The sequence below is a fragment of the Paraburkholderia azotifigens genome (assembly GCF_007995085.1).
In the GTDB taxonomy this organism is placed as follows: Bacteria; Pseudomonadota; Gammaproteobacteria; order Burkholderiales; family Burkholderiaceae; genus Paraburkholderia; species Paraburkholderia azotifigens.
On the sequence record NZ_VOQS01000005.1, the window covers coordinates 38753 to 54469 of the forward strand.

The following is a 15717-nucleotide window of genomic DNA, read 5'->3' on the forward strand; positions in this document are numbered from 1 at the left end:
ACGAACGCGCGCAAAACCTGCTCCACGTGCATGATATCTTGCTCAATCATGGTATTTGTTCCCACTGCTGAACTGGCTCCGCGTTGATGCTGCCTTCAATTTGACCTGAAGCGGAGCGAACAATACACCGCCCGCTGCGCCAATCGTGTGAGCGTTTTCTTCTTCCTTAAGAAACCTGACCCGCGCGACCTTTCCAAGCCTAGGTGCGCACGCTCAAAACGACAGGCGTCGGCTTAAAAAAGTCGTAAAGCGCGGACGTACTCCGTGCCTCTCGATTCATCATGTTTTGATCGCGAGATATGCATCTTGCCTGCGCGATTCTTCATTGACACTGATGGCGATCGTTGTGATCCCGTCGCGGACGGAATGCGTCAGGTGTTCCAACTCATTCAGATACTCTCTGGCGGATAAGCATAACGCGGCTCCTTTTTCGATGGATAATCTGCGCTGGTTATCGCGACCGCTCAAGCGTAGAAGAGAGCGGTTGATGTGTACTCTGGTGAACCTGACCGCCGAGCCAGGGCGGCGCGATCCGGCGCACGGACCAAGCGGTTCGCATTGTAGACGCCACGCTCACGATGAATTGCTTTTTCCTCGTTTGAATGCGAGTTTCGACGCGTTACTGCATAACAGTCTGGCCCGTGAAGTACTCACCCTGTTGGGCGTGTCTAGTTCGACCGTCCGGATCACGCGATCGTCCTCAACTTTGATGAGGCCTTTCATTAATTCCTGTCTCGTTACTCTGTAACGACCCAAGTTGGACAAAGACTTCATGACGTCCCGAAAGAGTTGATGTAGATTCCGCGAATTCGATTTGGCGGAAAACGTTTGCGACTCGACGCGCTTCGCGATGGTCGGCTTGAGAAGACCGGCAAAAGAACGAATGCGGAACCGAAGGCGGAATGGAAGTGACGGGGCAGAAATCAAAGACGGGGATCCAAAGCGATGCTGGGCCAAGGTAATAGGCATTGCCCTGGAAGAGAAGAAAAAGCGAACAAAAACTAGAAGGACAATTACGATGCGCGATCGCCTTCGGCATATTGCGGGGAAACACGCAGTCTGGTTTGCATTGCTATGGTTTCTGTCTATGTTCATCGCGACTTACGGCGTCGCGAGTGACAGGCTTCCGCCGTCCAATCACATCAAAATCAACCTGGGCGCGACACCCTGGAAGTATGTCAAGGACGCTGACGATCCGAACTCGATGTTGCCGACGTTTGACGACTCCCGCTGGCAATCGATCGGCGTGCCACAGACGCCTGCCGACAATGACACGTTCATCAACCTGCCTTCGGGCGGCGGCCAAGGACAACTGACAGGCAACATCAACTGGTATCGCAAGCACTTCACGCTGGATGCGTCGCTTGCGAGCCGGAAGATACTGGTCGAATTCGAGGGCGCCCACACAGGCGTGCAGGTCTACATCAATGGCCAGTTGATTCGCGGCAATAGCCTTATCAACCCGGACGCGACCCATGTGATCGGTTTCATTCCGTTCATTGTCGATATCACGAATTACGTGAGATTCGACGGCACGGACAACGTGCTGGCCGTCAAGGTTGCGCGCGGCGACAAGTTTTTCGAGTCGCCGAGCTTTGCCGGCGCATTCCGTTTCGGGCAGGACGACACCGGTATTTTCAGGCCCGTGTGGATGCACATCACGGATCGCGTGCACATTCCCGAGAACATCTACGCGGTGCTCAATACATGGGGCACGTACGTCTCGACGGTCTCCGCCAACGACACGTCGGCGACGATCCGTGTGCAGACGAATGTCGCCAACGAATATTCGGCCGACAAGCAGGTGAGGCTGACGACGCAAATCGTCGACGCCGGCGGCAACGTCGTGGCGAGCGCGGAGGACGCGAAGACGCTGCCTGCAAACGCAACGGGCGCGCTGAACCCGACGCTGTTCGACCAGGTGCTGACCGTGGCCAACCCCACGCTCTGGTATCCGAACAACAGTACGTACGGCCGTCCGTATATGTACCGCGTTATTCACTCGGTCAGCATCGACGGCGTCGTGGTGGATTCGAAGGAAAGCCCGCTTGGCATTCGCACGCTCACGTGGGACCAGAACTTCCCCGTGATCAACGGTCACCCGCACTACCTGTGGGGCGCGTCTGGCCGCTATGACTATCCGGCACTCGGCTCCGCCGTGCCGGCGGAATTGCAATGGCGCGACCTGTATTTGCTCGCGCAGGCAGGCGGCAGTCTCTATCGCCCAGGCCATTCGAGCCAGGGCCGCGACTTCCTCGAAGCCGCCGACGCCTACGGCATCATGATGATCCAGCCAAGCGGAGACGGTGAAAACGGCTTCGCGAATATCTGCTCGTCTGCAGTGACGACGGGCTGCACAACGGCCAGCAACGTGCAGCTCAAGAAAGAACTGCATCGCGACATGATCGTCCACGATCGGAATCACCCATCGGTGCTGGCGTGGGAGGCAGACAACGGCGCAACCGACACGGGGTTCGCGCAATCCCTAAAGGCGCTGTCGCAGGTATGGGACCCGGTCAATACACGGGCGCAGGCCGATCGCACGCCGAACGCGGCGAACGGCGACATTCTCGGCTGCAGCGGTCAAGGCTGTGACATTAACGTCAAGAAGACTTTCCCGGGTTCGCCGGCGTGGGGCTCGGAGTACTGGGGCGACGGCGTCGGACGCTGGAAGTACGACTTCGAAATAGCGTTCGCCGCGACTTACATCAGGGACTGGGTGCACAGCGTGGCCGGCAAATCGTTCGGCATCGCGCATTGGTATCTGGCCGACACCCCGGGTGAAATCAACACCCAGACGGATGGCGTTGCCAACGTCGATGTGCGTTCGAATGGCGCGTCGATGATGGACTGGAACCGTCTGCCGCGTCTGCTTTACTACATCTACGAAGCGGTCTGGACGCCGTATCAGATCAAGCCGGTCGTCAAGCTCGCTCATACGTGGAATCGCTCGGGCGTCGTGCGCATCAACGCGTTCAGCAATTGCCCCGCAGTCCGTCTCGTGCTCAACGGTCAGCAGATCGGCGGCGAACAGGTGCCGAATCCGTCGAACATGGACCCGAGCGCCGACCTGACGCAGAACACCACGCTGTTGCCCGGCCAGGTGCACTGGGACAACGTCACGTGGGCGCCTGGCACGTTGCGGGCCGAATGTCTCAATGCGAACCGCCAGGTTGCAGCGTCAGACCAGCTCGTGACGGCTGGCCCTACCGACCACATTATGCTCAGTGTCGATCCGCGCCTCACCAAGCCTAATGGCGACGTGTTCGCGGTGACGGCCAACGGAACGGACGCGGCCATCATCACTGCGCAAGTCGTCGATGCGAATAACGTACTCGTGCCCGATGCGAGCCAGACGCTGACTTTCGCAGTCAGCGGTCCCGGCACCTATCGAGGCGGCGCGGATCATTACGTGACGGCGACGCAGGGGCAGGGGTATCACGCACCGGGCGACGCGAATCTGTCGGCAGAAGGCGGCATGACGAAAATCGCCGTGCGCACACAATTCACGCCGGGCACGGTGACCGTGACGGCGACATCGCCGGGTCTGGGGAGCGGCACGGTCTCGTTCAATGTCGTACCCGCCACCGACGCGCAAACGTTCAACGGCAGCGACCTCGTCGTCGGTCCGCAGCAACCGACGGCGTTGGAGATCCTCACGCAACCTGCCGACCAGACGATCACGGTGGGTCAGACGGGACAGTTTTCCGTGCTGACAGCGGGCGCATCGCCGATCAGCTATCAGTGGTTCAAGAACGGCACGCCGATCGCGGGTGCGACGGGCTACACCTACACGACGCAGCCGGTCCAGGCGAGCGACAATGGCGCAACGTTCAGCGTTTCGGTCACCAACGCAAGCGGCTCGGTCCCGTCGCGTGCAGCGAGCGTGAACGTGGTCCAGCCGGCCGCGCCGACCATCGTCACGCCGCCATTGTCGAAGAGCATCACTGCTGGACAAAGTGCTGAGTTCACCGTCGTCGCGGCGGGCTCGCCCGTGCTGACCTATCAGTGGCTGAAGAACGGCACGCCGATTCCTGGCGCGACGCAACCGGTGTACGACACGCCCGTCATGCAGACGGCGGACAGTGGCGCATCGTACAGCGTCGTCGTCACGAACAGCGCTGGCACGGCATCGGCGACCGCGACGCTGACGGTCACTGTTGCTACACGCCCCGTCATCGTGTCGCAACCGGTGGGTGGGAGCGTCCCGTTCGGCCAAAGCGTGACGTTGAACGTGGTCGCGACGGGTTCGACACCGTTGTCTTATCAATGGACTAGAGATGGTGTGTCGGTCGGATCAAATTCGCCGAGCTACCTTATTTCTCGGGCGCAAGGCAGCGATGCCGGCAACTATGTCGTCGCGGTGACGAACAGCGCAGGCAGCGTGCCGAGCTCGCCCGCCACGCTCAGCGTCAGCGGGGCCGACAATTCGAATCTCGCGCTTAGCGGCAAGGCAACGGCGAGCAGTCAGCAGAATGGCGGCCTCGCGCCGCAGTATGCGATCGACGGTTCGGTCACGTCGCGCTGGGCGTCGGCGCCGGGAGTAGACCCGTCGTGGATTGCAATCGATCTCGGGTCCGTGCAGACGTTCGACAAGGTCGTGCTCGTGTGGGAGAACGCGTACGCGTCGCAATACGACATTCAGGTGTCGAACGACAACCAGAACTGGACGAGTATGCTCGGCGGGCCGGTTCAGGGTTTCGGCGGTACCGAGACACATTTCTTCCCGAGCACGTCGGCGCGCTATGTTCGCATGCTCGGTCTTCAGCGCGCGACGCAGTACGGCTACTCGCTGTTCGAATTCCAGGTCGTCGATGCGCCGCAGTGCGGCAGCGCCACCGAGCGCTACACGTTGCTGGGGGCGAAACCCGGTGTGTGGCAGTCGACGATAGCGGGCCTGCCGTCCGGGCCGTATGTGCCCAATGTTCGCGACAACGTGAGTAGTCTCGTCTGGCAGCAGTACTACACGACGTTCCCGGACCAGGGCGCGCAGTTCACGCAGTCGGTCGCGCAACAGTACTGTGCGGCGATGGGCATGCGACTGCCGACGCAAGCCGAGGCGTTGACGATCGCTCGCACGAACTACGCTTCGTGCGCGTTCCCGTCGCCGTGGAGCACCTGGACAACGACGCCCGTGCCGAACGCTTCGACCGACGCGTATCTCGTCGCTTCGTCAGGACAGTCTTGGCCCGGCATCATCAACAACACGCCGGGCTGGGCGCTGTGCGTGTCCGGCGCATCGGCTGCGATGCCGGTGATTACCTCGCAGCCGGCGAACCAGTCTGTGGCCGAAGGTCAGAGCGCGAAGTTCACCGTGGGGGTGACGGGCACTGGTCCGCTGAGCTTCCAGTGGATGCGCAACGGGCAGGTGGTGGCCATCACCTCGAACCCGTCGTACACCACGCCCGCGACGACTGTGGCTAATGACAACGGCGCGACCTACAGCGTCGCGATCAGCAATGGCGGCGGCACCGTGCCGAGTACGACAGCGACGTTGACCGTGACGGCGGCGACGACCGGTGGCGGCGATGGGGGAACAGGCGGTACAGGCGGCACTGGTGGAGCGCCTCCGCCCCCGCCGCCTCCGAGCGCGAACCTCGCCTTGGGTATGGTCACGACGTCGAGCGGCAATGAAAACGCGGGTTATCTGCCGGGCAACGCGACAGACGGCAATCTTGGTTCGCGCTGGTCGTCGGCGTTCATCGATCCGTCGTGGATCGACGTCGACCTGGGCTCGGTCCAGACCGTCGATCGCGTCGTGCTGCGCTGGCAGGACTCGTATGGCGTGAAGTACAAAGTTCAGGTGTCCACGGACAACTCGACCTGGCAGGACGTGTTCACGCAGCCGAATGGCAAGGGCGGCATCGAGGACATCCGCTTCGCCGCAACCCAGGCGCGCTATGTGCGCATGTACGGCACGCAACGCGCGACGCAGTACGGCTACTCGCTGTTCGAGTTCGAGGTCTACAACACGGCCAACACGCCGCAGTTCCCGCTGACGTCGGCCGCGAGCGGCAGCGGCACGGTCACGCCGAACGGCAGCACGTCGGTGTATCAGGGCGGCACGCAGGTCTACACGTTCGCGCCGGCGGCTGGTTCGGCTGTGACGGGTGTGCAGATCGACGGCAAGAGCATCGGCCTCGTCGACAGCTATACGTTCGACAACGTGCAGGGTGCGCACACCATCAACGTAACGTTCGGTCCGGCTGCCGCCGCGGTGAACCTCGCGATCGGCTCGACGGCAACGTCGAGCGGTCTCGAAGGCGATGCATACCCCGCGTCGGCTGCTGTCGACAACAACCTGAATACGCGCTGGTCGTCGGCCTTTATCGACCCGTCGTGGGTTCAGCTCGACTTCGGCTCAGCGAAGACGTTCAACCGCGTGATCCTGTTCTGGCAGAACGCGTACGGCACCGTGTATCAGATCCAGACGTCGAACGACGGCGTGGACTGGTCGCACGTCGCCTATGACCAGCAGAACGGGAAGGGTGGCATCGAGGACATCACGTTCCCGGCTGTCACGGCGCGCTATGTACGAATGTACGGCACCCAGCGCAACACGGCCTACGGTTACTCGCTGTTCGAGTTCCAGGTCTACAACCAGCCGGTCGTGCCGGTCATCACGACCCAGCCGGCGTCTGTCACGGTGACAGCCGGCGAGACGGCCACCTTCACAGTGGGGGCGAGCGGTGCAGGTCCATTGCGCTACCAGTGGCTCAGGAACGGCGCCCCCGTTGCGACGACAACGACGCCCAGCTACACAACGCCGGCTACGACGGTGAGTGACAACGGCGCGTCATACAGTGCCGTTGTCAGCAACGCTGCGGGCAGCGTGCCGAGCGAGTCCGCAACCCTTACGGTAACAGCCGCTACAGCTGGCGGCACCGGGGGAACTGGGGGAACTGGGGGAACTGGGGGAACTGGGGGAACTGGGGGAACTGGGGGCACCGGCGGCACTGGCGGCGGTTCCACCAGCGCTAACCTCGCGTTGGGCATGAACGCAACGGCAAGCGGCTCGCAGGACGCAGGCTATGCGCCCGCCAATGCCGTGGACGGCAACGCTGGCTCGCGGTGGTCGTCGGACTTTAACGACCACGCGTGGATGACCGTCGACCTCGGGCAGCCGAAGGCGTTCGATCGCGTCGTGCTGCGTTGGGAGAATGCGTATGGCAAGGCGTATCTGATCCAGACGTCCAACGACAACGCGACGTGGTCGAACATCGCCACGCAGAGCGCGGGTCAAGGCGGCAGCGAGGAGATCAATGTGCCGCTCACGACGGCACGGTACGTGCGCATGCAAGGTGTGCAGCGCGCGACGCCGTACGGTTACTCGCTGTTCGAATTCGAGATCTACAACTCGGCCGCGACGCCGAAGTTCGCGATCACGGCAAGCGCGGGCGCCAATGGCACGATCAGCCCGGCGGGCCAGGTGGGCGTGCCTCAAGGCAGTTCGCAGACCTTCACGGCGGTGCCGTCGGCGGGATATGCCGTCGGTTCGGTGATCGTCGATGGGCAGCCCGTGGGCCTGCAACCGTCGTACACGTTCACGGATGTCGAAGCCGCGCACAGCATCAGCGTGGGCTTCGTGCCGCAAGCTGCGAGCGTGAATCTCACGTTGAACCGCAAGGCGACGTCGAGCGGCGACGAGAACGGCAACATGCCGCCCTCGGCAGCCGTCGACGGTAACCAGAACACGCGCTGGTCGTCGGCATTCGTCGACAACGCATGGATCACGATCGATCTCGGCTCCGAGCAAACCTTCAACCGCGTCATGCTGCGTTGGGAGAACGCGCATGCGAAGGCCTACCAGATTCAGGTCTCGCACGACAACGTGGACTGGTCGAACACGGTCTACACGCAGAACGCGAGCAACGGCGGCGTGGAGGACTTCTCGTTCCCGAGCACGACGGCGCGGTATGTGCGCATGCAGGGCGTCCAGCGCTCGTCGCCGTACGGCTACTCGCTGTTCGAATTCGAGGTGTACAACAACGCGAGCGCGACGCAGCCGCAGGCGGCCATCGTCGAGCAGCCGGCGACGCAGACTGTACCCGCCGGGCAGGCCGGCCACTTCGCGGTACTGATGTCGGGCACAGGGCCGTTCGCTTATCAGTGGCTGCGCAACGGCACCCCCATCGCGGGCGCAACGGCGCGCACGTTCGATACGCCTGCCACCGCGGCGACGGATAACAACACGGTGTACAGCGTGAACGTGACCGGCCCAGGTGGCACGGTGACATCGAACAACGCGACGTTGTCCGTCAACACGACCGTGCCGAAGTACAGCGTCAAGCCCGGCGTGATCGGCGTGGACCTCGTGAACAACACGAACGGCGCGTACACGGACGACCAGGTGTATGTCGCAGTGATCGCGCGTGATCCGGCCACCGGCCAGTTCGCGTGGCTGAAACCGGACGGCACGATCACGCCGGCGTCGGCCTCGGACAACGATGCGCCGAACCATCTGTCGTCGGGCGGGCAGAACTTCAGCAACTACTTCTTCACGCTCGCACAGAGCAAGACGCTGCAGTTGCCTCCGTTGTTCTCGGGCCGTCTCTACGTGTCGCTCGGCAGTCCGCTCTACATCAAGATCCTCAGCGACGCGAACGGCAATGTCGGCTACGCGGGACCGAATCCTCAGACCGGCACAGACCCGAACCTCAATATCAACTTCGACTGGTACGAGTTTACCTACAACGACGGCGGCATCTACATCAATACGACGCAGGTCGACGAGTTCGGCTTTCCGTTGACTCAGGACATCTACGGCAACAACGGCACGTGGCATCAGCAGACAGGCATCACGCAGCACCGCGCGGATCTGTTTGCGGCCTACGCCAGCGAAGTGTCGACCGCGTTCCAGCCTGTGCCGCGCACGAACTACCGGATCATGGCGCCCGCCAAGAGCAGCTTCGCGGCGGGGCAGCCGAACGGCAACTACTTCGACGCATACGTCAACCAGGTGTGGAGCTATTACACGTCGAATGATCTCGTCGTGACGGTGGGCGCGCGCAAGTTCGTCGGGCGCGTCCAGAACGATCAGCTGGTTTTCACTGAGGTGAACCAAAACAACGGCGCATACGTTGGCGGCCTCTACAACGTCGGCAAACCGACGACGCAGGCCATCCTGGAAGGCAGCGGCGCGCTGGCGACGGGCAACACGATGGAACTGGCAATCGAAGCGCAGATCTGCGCGGCGTTCAACCGCCACGTGATGGAAGACGTGACAAAGTGGAGCACGCCGTCGGCGTGGTACGCGGCGTCGCCGTCGAATGAGTACGCTCGGTTCTGGCATGACCACGGCGTAAGCGGGCTGGCCTATGGCTTTGCTTACGACGACGTCGCCAACGCAAGTTCGACGGTGTACGCACCGAACCCTGAGCACATGGTGCTGGGTATCGGCTGGTAATGTCCTGCTGTACCGCAAGAGGTCTGCAACACAAGCCGGGCCCCGAACCGGGGGCACCTGCTCTTTCAAGGATAGTAGCGATGCTGTATCGGAAAGACATGTTGAACACGGGCGGCGCACTGGGCGCTGGCAAGGCACGGGGCTTCACGCTACTCGAATTGCTGGTGGTGCTCGTCATCATCGGGATGCTCGCGGCGATCGTCGGGCCGCGCTATTTCTCGCAACTGGGCAAGTCGCAGGCGACCGTGGCCCGCGCACAGATTGACGTTCTCACCAAGGCGATCGACAACTTCCGGCTCGACGTGGGCCGTTTTCCGACCGCGGAAGAAGGTCTGCAGGCGCTCGTCGTCAAGCCGGCGAGTGCGGACAAGTGGGCCGGGCCGTACCTGAAGAAGGAGGTCCCGCTCGATCCGTGGGGACATCCGTACGTCTATCAGGTGCCGGGCGCCAAGGGCGACTACGCGGTGATCGCCTACGGCCGCGACGGACAGCCAGGCGGCGCTGGGGAAGACGCCGACATCAGCAGCGAATGACACCAACAGACAATGCGCGGCGTCCTCTCCCGACAACGCACGCGCCACGCAGCCGCGACACATAGCACAGCACCATGCAATACCAAGTGAAAGCGCTCTCGCCCGAGAACGAGATCATCTCCCTTGTCGTCGATGCACAGGACGAAGCCGGTGCTCGTGCGCAGGTCGAAGCCCAAGGTCTTCATCCAACGCGGCTTGCCCCGGTGCGAACCTTCAGGCGTGCGGCCGGCCCGCACGGCCGCATCTCGGTCGTGCTGTTTAGCCAGGAACTGCTCGCGCTCCTGATGGCAGGCCTGTCCATCGTCGAGGGGCTCGAAGCGCTGCTAGAACGCGAAGGCGGGGCCAGGCTGCGCGGCGTGTTGGAGCGGTTGCTCGGAGGTCTGCGCGAAGGCAAGCGGTTCTCCAATCTCCTTGCGGGGCAACCTGATGTATTTCCACCCCTTTACGTCGGCATTGTGCGCGCGGCTGAGGGAACGAGTGATCTGCCACGCGCGCTTCAACGCTACGTCGGCTATCAGGCACGTATCGACATGGTGCGCAACAAGCTCGTCAGCGCTGCGATCTATCCGAGCATCCTGCTCGTTGTGGGCGGCGGCGTATCGGTGTTCCTGGTCGCGTTCGTCGTGCCGCGCTTCGCTGTCGTTTACGAAGGCACGGGGCGTGCGCTTCCCTGGATGTCGCAGATGCTGCTCGACTGGGGAAAGTTTGCCGCTGCGCATGGCTTGCCGCTCTTCGCGGGGGCCCTCTGCGTCATCATCTTCGCGGGCATGGCGGTGCGCACGGCCATTTCGAAGATCGGATTCGCGGCCCTGCTCGGACGCGTTCCCGTGCTGGGGCCGCACCTGCGGATCTATCAGTTGTCACGGCTCTATTTGACGCTCGGCATGCTGCTCGACGGCGGCATCCCGATCGTGGCCGCGATGGAAACGGCGGGTGGTACGCTCGCGCCCGCCTTGCGCGAAAGCATGATACGAGCGCGCGCCGCCGTGCAGTCGGGAGAAGCACTGTCGGTCGCATTTCAGGCCTACGGACTGACGACGCCCATCTCATTGCGGATGCTTCGCGTCGGCGAGCGCTCAGGCGAAATGGGCGCGATGCTCACGCAGTCGGCGGCGTTCTACGACGGCGAGATCAACCGCTGGATCGACCGTTCCACGCGGATCTTCGAGCCGCTGCTGATGTCGGCGATCGGTGTGGTCGTCGGCACGATCGTCGTTTTGCTGTATATGCCGATCTTCGATCTCGCGGAAAGCCTGTCATGACGATGCGAGACATGGTCGAACCGATGTTCGACGCCGACACGCTCGCGCGCGCACGTGCGCAGGCGGGGGCGACCCAGCGGCATATCGTCGACGAACTCGAAATGCTGACGGGCATCGAGCCGCGCCAGTTGCTGCAGTCGCTGGCACAGCAGGTTGCGATGGAGGTCATCGAAACTGCCGCGATGCACGCGCTAGTGCCTGCATTCGAGCACGTGCCTCTTTCGCGGGCGATGCAGCGCCGCTGTGCGTTGTTGCGCGGCGACGGCGGCGTATTGATCGGCGTGGTGACAAGCCCGTTCGACCTCGACCTGCAGACTTGGCTCGCGGCACAGGCGGGTGGCGCCATCGACGTGAGGCTCGCGCTACCTTCCGATCTGCAGGCGTATCACACGCGGATGGAAGAGTCGGCGCGCGCGATCGACAGTCTCGTGACGGAGGGCGGCGAAGCGCAGGCCGACGCACGCGCCGCGCAGGAGCTGTCGTTCCAGTCGGTCAGCGAGGCTGCAAGTCCCGCGGTGAAGCTCGTCAATTCGACACTCTACGACGCGCTCAAGGCGGGCGCTTCCGACATTCACCTCGAAAGCACGGCCATGGGGCTTGCATTGAAGTACCGGGTGGACGGCGTGCTCGACGCGGCGGCGACGCTGAACGGCGTCGAGACGGCGGAGCAGGTGATATCGCGCCTCAAGGTGCTCGCGGAACTCGACATCGCCGAGCGGCGCGTGCCGCAGGACGGCAGCTTTCGTGTAGCGGCGGGCGGACGCGATATCGACTTGCGCGTGTCGATCATGCCGAGCATTCACGGCGAGGATGCCGTGATCCGGATTCTCGACAAGCGCGCGATGATTGAGGCCTACGGTTCGCTCACGCTGGAAGCGCTCGGCTACGACAGCGAGTCGCTCGTCGCCCTGCGTTCGCTGGCCGAAGAGCCCTACGGCATGCTGCTCGTGACGGGCCCAACGGGCTCGGGCAAGACAACGACGCTCTATGCGGCGTTGACGGAGATTCATAACGGGCGCGACAAGATCATCACGATTGAAGACCCTGTCGAATATCAGTTGCCCGGCATCCTGCAGATTCCCGTCAACGAGAAGAAGGGTCTGACGTTCGCGCGGGGCTTGCGCTCGATCCTCCGGCACGACCCGGACAAGATCATGGTGGGCGAGATCCGCGACCGTGAAACGGCGGAGATCGCCGTGCAATCCGCGCTGACAGGTCACCTCGTGCTGACGACGGTGCACGCGAACAACGTGTTCGACGTATTCGGCCGCTTCAGTCACATGGGCATCGATCCGTATGCATTCGTGTCGGCGCTGAACGGCATCTGGGCGCAACGCCTGTTGCGCGTGAACTGCACCCACTGCGCCGCGCCGTATGTTCCGGGCGATGCCGAACTGGCGCGGCTCGGACTCAGCCGCGCCGATGTCGCCGACTTCGCGTTTCGCCACGGCACAGGCTGTGGCGACTGCCGCGGCACGGGGTATCGGGGGCGGCGCGCGATCGCGGAGATTCTGATTCTCGACGACGAGATCCGCGACATGGTGGTCGAAAAGCAGCCGATCCGCGTCATCAAGGACGCTGCGCGCAAGAACGGCACGCGCCAGTTGCGCGAGGTGGCGCTGGGTCTGGTCAGGCGCGGCGAGACCACGCTGGCCGAAGTGAAGCGGGTGACCCTCAATGCGTGATCTGCTCGAACGTCTCCAACCGCGCGGACACTGCCGGGTCGTCTTGTCGCAAGAGTCCGTTTCGGTGCGGTGCGTGGGCGCTTCCCGCACGGCGGCGGCCGTCATCGAGAGGCCGCTGGGCGTGATGGCGGAAATGCCGAATACCGACATGCTCGCCGCGCTGATCGCCTCCGCGCTCGATCAGGCGGGCGGCATTGGCTTGCCGGTTCACGTCACGCTCGGCGACGAGCTAGTGCGCTACTTCATGGTTACACCGCCTGCCAACGCGGCGCGCATGCAGGATCTGCGCGCCGCCGTGGCAGTGCGCTTTCAGACGCTCTATGGCGACACCGTGGCAGCGTGGCAATTGACCGCTGACTGGCGGGCCGTTGAGCCTTTTCTTGCGTGCGCTGTTCGGCGTAATGTCTTGATGGCGTTGCCGCTGGGCGTAGCCCCGGGCGGCGGATGCCTCGTCTCGGTCACGCCGAATTTCGTGAGCGCATGGAACCGCTTGCGCAAACAGCTCGGCGCGAATGCGTGGCTGGCGACGCTGCGTGACGGGGCCCTGACGCTCGGCCTCGTGGTGAATGCAGCGAAGCCTCGCCTCGCGAGCGTACGCACGCTGGTGCTGCCCGAGCCGGTGCCGACTTTGCCGTGGCTACGCGAACACGTTGCACGCGCCGCTTTGCTCGACGACGTGACGGCGCCGGCCGTCCTACACATTCACGGTCCGCAGATCGACGCATGGCATGCGGGGTCTGCATCGTCTGGCGAAGCAGGCATGAATGTGCACTGGCACGAGTCCGGCGCTGCCCCGCATACCCCCAAAGGCCGTGTTGCATCGATCCTCTTCGGCCTCTCGCGCTTCGCCGGGAAGGGCGCGACATCATGAAGCGTCTGCCTCTCGATCTCGCTCCGCTCACCATGCGGCGCGAATTCCATCGGGTGCGCCCTCTTGCGCGCATGCTGGCGCTGTTGGGATTGGTGCTGTGCGCGCTCGCTGGACTTCGGATACACGAGCGCCTGCTGCGGCTCGATTCGCTTGACCGTGAAGGCGAGCGGCTTGCAGCGCGCGCTGAGCGAGCCGCACGTGCATCGACGAGTGTGAGGAGTGAACCGATCGACATGAAGCAGGGCGTGGCCGTCAACGCAGCCGTGGCGCGTTTGAACCTGCCGTGGGACGCGCTGCTCGATGCAATCGAAGCGGCCACACCATCACAGGTCGCGCTGCTGTCGATCACGCCTGAACCGGGCCGCGCACTGATCAAGATTGAGGCAGAGTGCAGCGACAGCAAGGGCATGATTGACTACCTGGCCTCGCTCGGACGGCAGCCGCTGTTCGGAGCCGTCAATCTGGTCAAACACGAGCTATCCAAAGACGGTCAGGACAGCGTCATTCGCTTCGGCATAGAGGTGCATTGGCGGGGGATAACGTGGTGACCGTGCTGCCGAAGTTTGTGCGTGCCATGTTACGGCTGCGTCTCGCACTTGCGCGATCCTGCACCGGCGCTCTGATGGCAGGCGTGCTTTTGCTTGCAGCCATTCTCCTATGGACCTTGGTATTGCCGGGGATATCAGCGCGTGTCGATGGACGCGAGCACGCTTTGGCGCACGCACGGTCGATGCCTGCGCCGAAGTTGTTTGTGTCTGCGCCGGCGCTTGCATCGCAGCGGCTTAACGCCTTTTACGCGACGCTAGGCGACGGCGCGCACACGGAGGAGATAGTGTCGCAACTGTTCGAAGCGGCTGCCCAGACGGGCGTCGTGCTGGACAAGGCGGAGTACAAGCCGGCTCACGATGTTGCGGGCCGCTTTGACACCTATACGATCGTGATGCCCGTCAAAGGTGACTATTCGAGCTTGCGGCGCTTCAGCGCGATCGTTCTCGCCAACGTGCCGTACGCCGCGCTCGACGACATGCGTTTCAAGCGCAACTCGGCGAGCGATCAGGCTATCGAGGCGAATCTGCGTTTCACCGTGTTTTTGCGAACCGCTACATGGGAGCCGGTGGCTGAAAGGGCGCTGATTTCGGCGCTCGCATCGGCGCCCGTGCCAGCCTCCGCAGTGGCGTCTGTGACGGCATCTGCAACGGCGACGCCATCCGTACCCCCGCAGGCACCGTCATCGGCGGTGGTCCACCTGGAGTTGCCGCCATTGCCGCCATCGATGGCATCCACAACTAAATCCGCATCGGCACGCGCCCCGACAGCGATTAGGACGCTCTCCGCTTCCTTGCAGACACGAACGCCGGCAGCCGGGGTGCGGCGATGAAACGCAAGCACATCGTGCTCGGCGCGCTGTTCGCAGGGAGCGCGGCCGTTCTGGCATTTACGGGGGGCACCTCAGCCGATCAGATCGTCGAAGCTGCGCCGCACAGGCATGTCGCCCCCCAAGCTGCCAGTTCAAGCGTCCCGTCGTCCGTCGTGATGATTGCGGCACTGCGCGCACGTGTGGAGCGGGTCGGAGCGACAGGTGGCGACAGCGGTCGTGCGTTGTTCGGCGCGCTATCGCTAGCGCCGCCTCTGCCTACCGCAGCGCCCACCGGCACGGACATTCCACCGCTGCCTCCTGCGCCTTCCGCGCCCGACATGCCTTTTACGTATCTCGGCAAGCAGGCAGCTGATGGTCGATGGGAGGTCTACCTTGCGCGCGGTGAGGAAACGCTGATTGTGCGCGACCAGACGATTATCGACGGCACATATCGAATCGAAACGATCTCCCCCCCGACCCTGACGCTGGTGTATCTGCCAACCAGACTGGTCCAGACGCTGGAGATCGGCAGCGCCGATTGACAGGCGCGGTAAGAAGAAACACCGAGGAAACAACTGTTGCGTACGCTATTCCCTACACGAA

At 63.1% G+C, this 15717-nt stretch carries 8 protein-coding genes; all 8 read left to right on the forward strand.

Annotated elements, in window-relative coordinates:
- Window positions 1-1087 precede the first annotated feature (1087 nt).
- The 8 genes from FRZ40_RS31955 (at window position 1088) to FRZ40_RS31990 (ending at window position 15656) form a co-directional block, all read left to right on the forward strand.
- Entirely contained in the window at window positions 1088-9406 is an 8319-nt protein-coding gene (locus tag FRZ40_RS31955) for a discoidin domain-containing protein (protein WP_205019819.1), read from the forward strand.
- Window positions 9407-9486: 80 nt separating this feature from the next.
- Window positions 9487-9939 carry a type II secretion system major pseudopilin GspG gene (gspG, locus tag FRZ40_RS31960; protein WP_420873909.1) on the forward strand — a complete coding sequence of 151 codons (453 nt, stop codon included), beginning with the start codon at window positions 9487-9489 and terminating at the stop codon, window positions 9937-9939.
- A gap of 74 nt (window positions 9940-10013) precedes the next feature.
- On the forward strand, window positions 10014-11201 hold the full coding sequence (locus FRZ40_RS31965; protein WP_147236877.1) for a type II secretion system F family protein: 1188 nt from the start codon (window positions 10014-10016) through the stop codon (window positions 11199-11201).
- A complete protein-coding gene (locus tag FRZ40_RS31970) occupies window positions 11198-12886 on the forward strand; it encodes a GspE/PulE family protein (RefSeq protein WP_147236878.1) in 1689 nt (562 codons plus the stop codon). The genes FRZ40_RS31965 and FRZ40_RS31970 overlap by 4 nt, the downstream gene beginning before the upstream one ends.
- Before the next feature lie 73 nt (window positions 12887-12959).
- Window positions 12960-13757, forward strand: coding sequence for a hypothetical protein (locus FRZ40_RS31975; protein ID WP_193567047.1), 798 nt, complete (start codon window positions 12960-12962; stop codon window positions 13755-13757).
- A gap of 71 nt (window positions 13758-13828) precedes the next feature.
- Window positions 13829-14305 carry a PilN domain-containing protein gene (locus FRZ40_RS31980; protein ID WP_240057400.1) on the forward strand — a complete coding sequence of 159 codons (477 nt, stop codon included), beginning with the start codon at window positions 13829-13831 and terminating at the stop codon, window positions 14303-14305.
- Window positions 14302-15135, forward strand: coding sequence for a hypothetical protein (locus tag FRZ40_RS44755; protein ID WP_193567048.1), 834 nt, complete (start codon window positions 14302-14304; stop codon window positions 15133-15135). The genes FRZ40_RS31980 and FRZ40_RS44755 overlap by 4 nt, the downstream gene beginning before the upstream one ends.
- Window positions 15132-15656 carry a hypothetical protein gene (locus tag FRZ40_RS31990; RefSeq protein WP_147236880.1) on the forward strand — a complete coding sequence of 175 codons (525 nt, stop codon included), beginning with the start codon at window positions 15132-15134 and terminating at the stop codon, window positions 15654-15656. Before FRZ40_RS44755 ends, FRZ40_RS31990 begins: the two co-directional genes overlap by 4 nt.
- Window positions 15657-15717 lie beyond the last annotated feature (61 nt).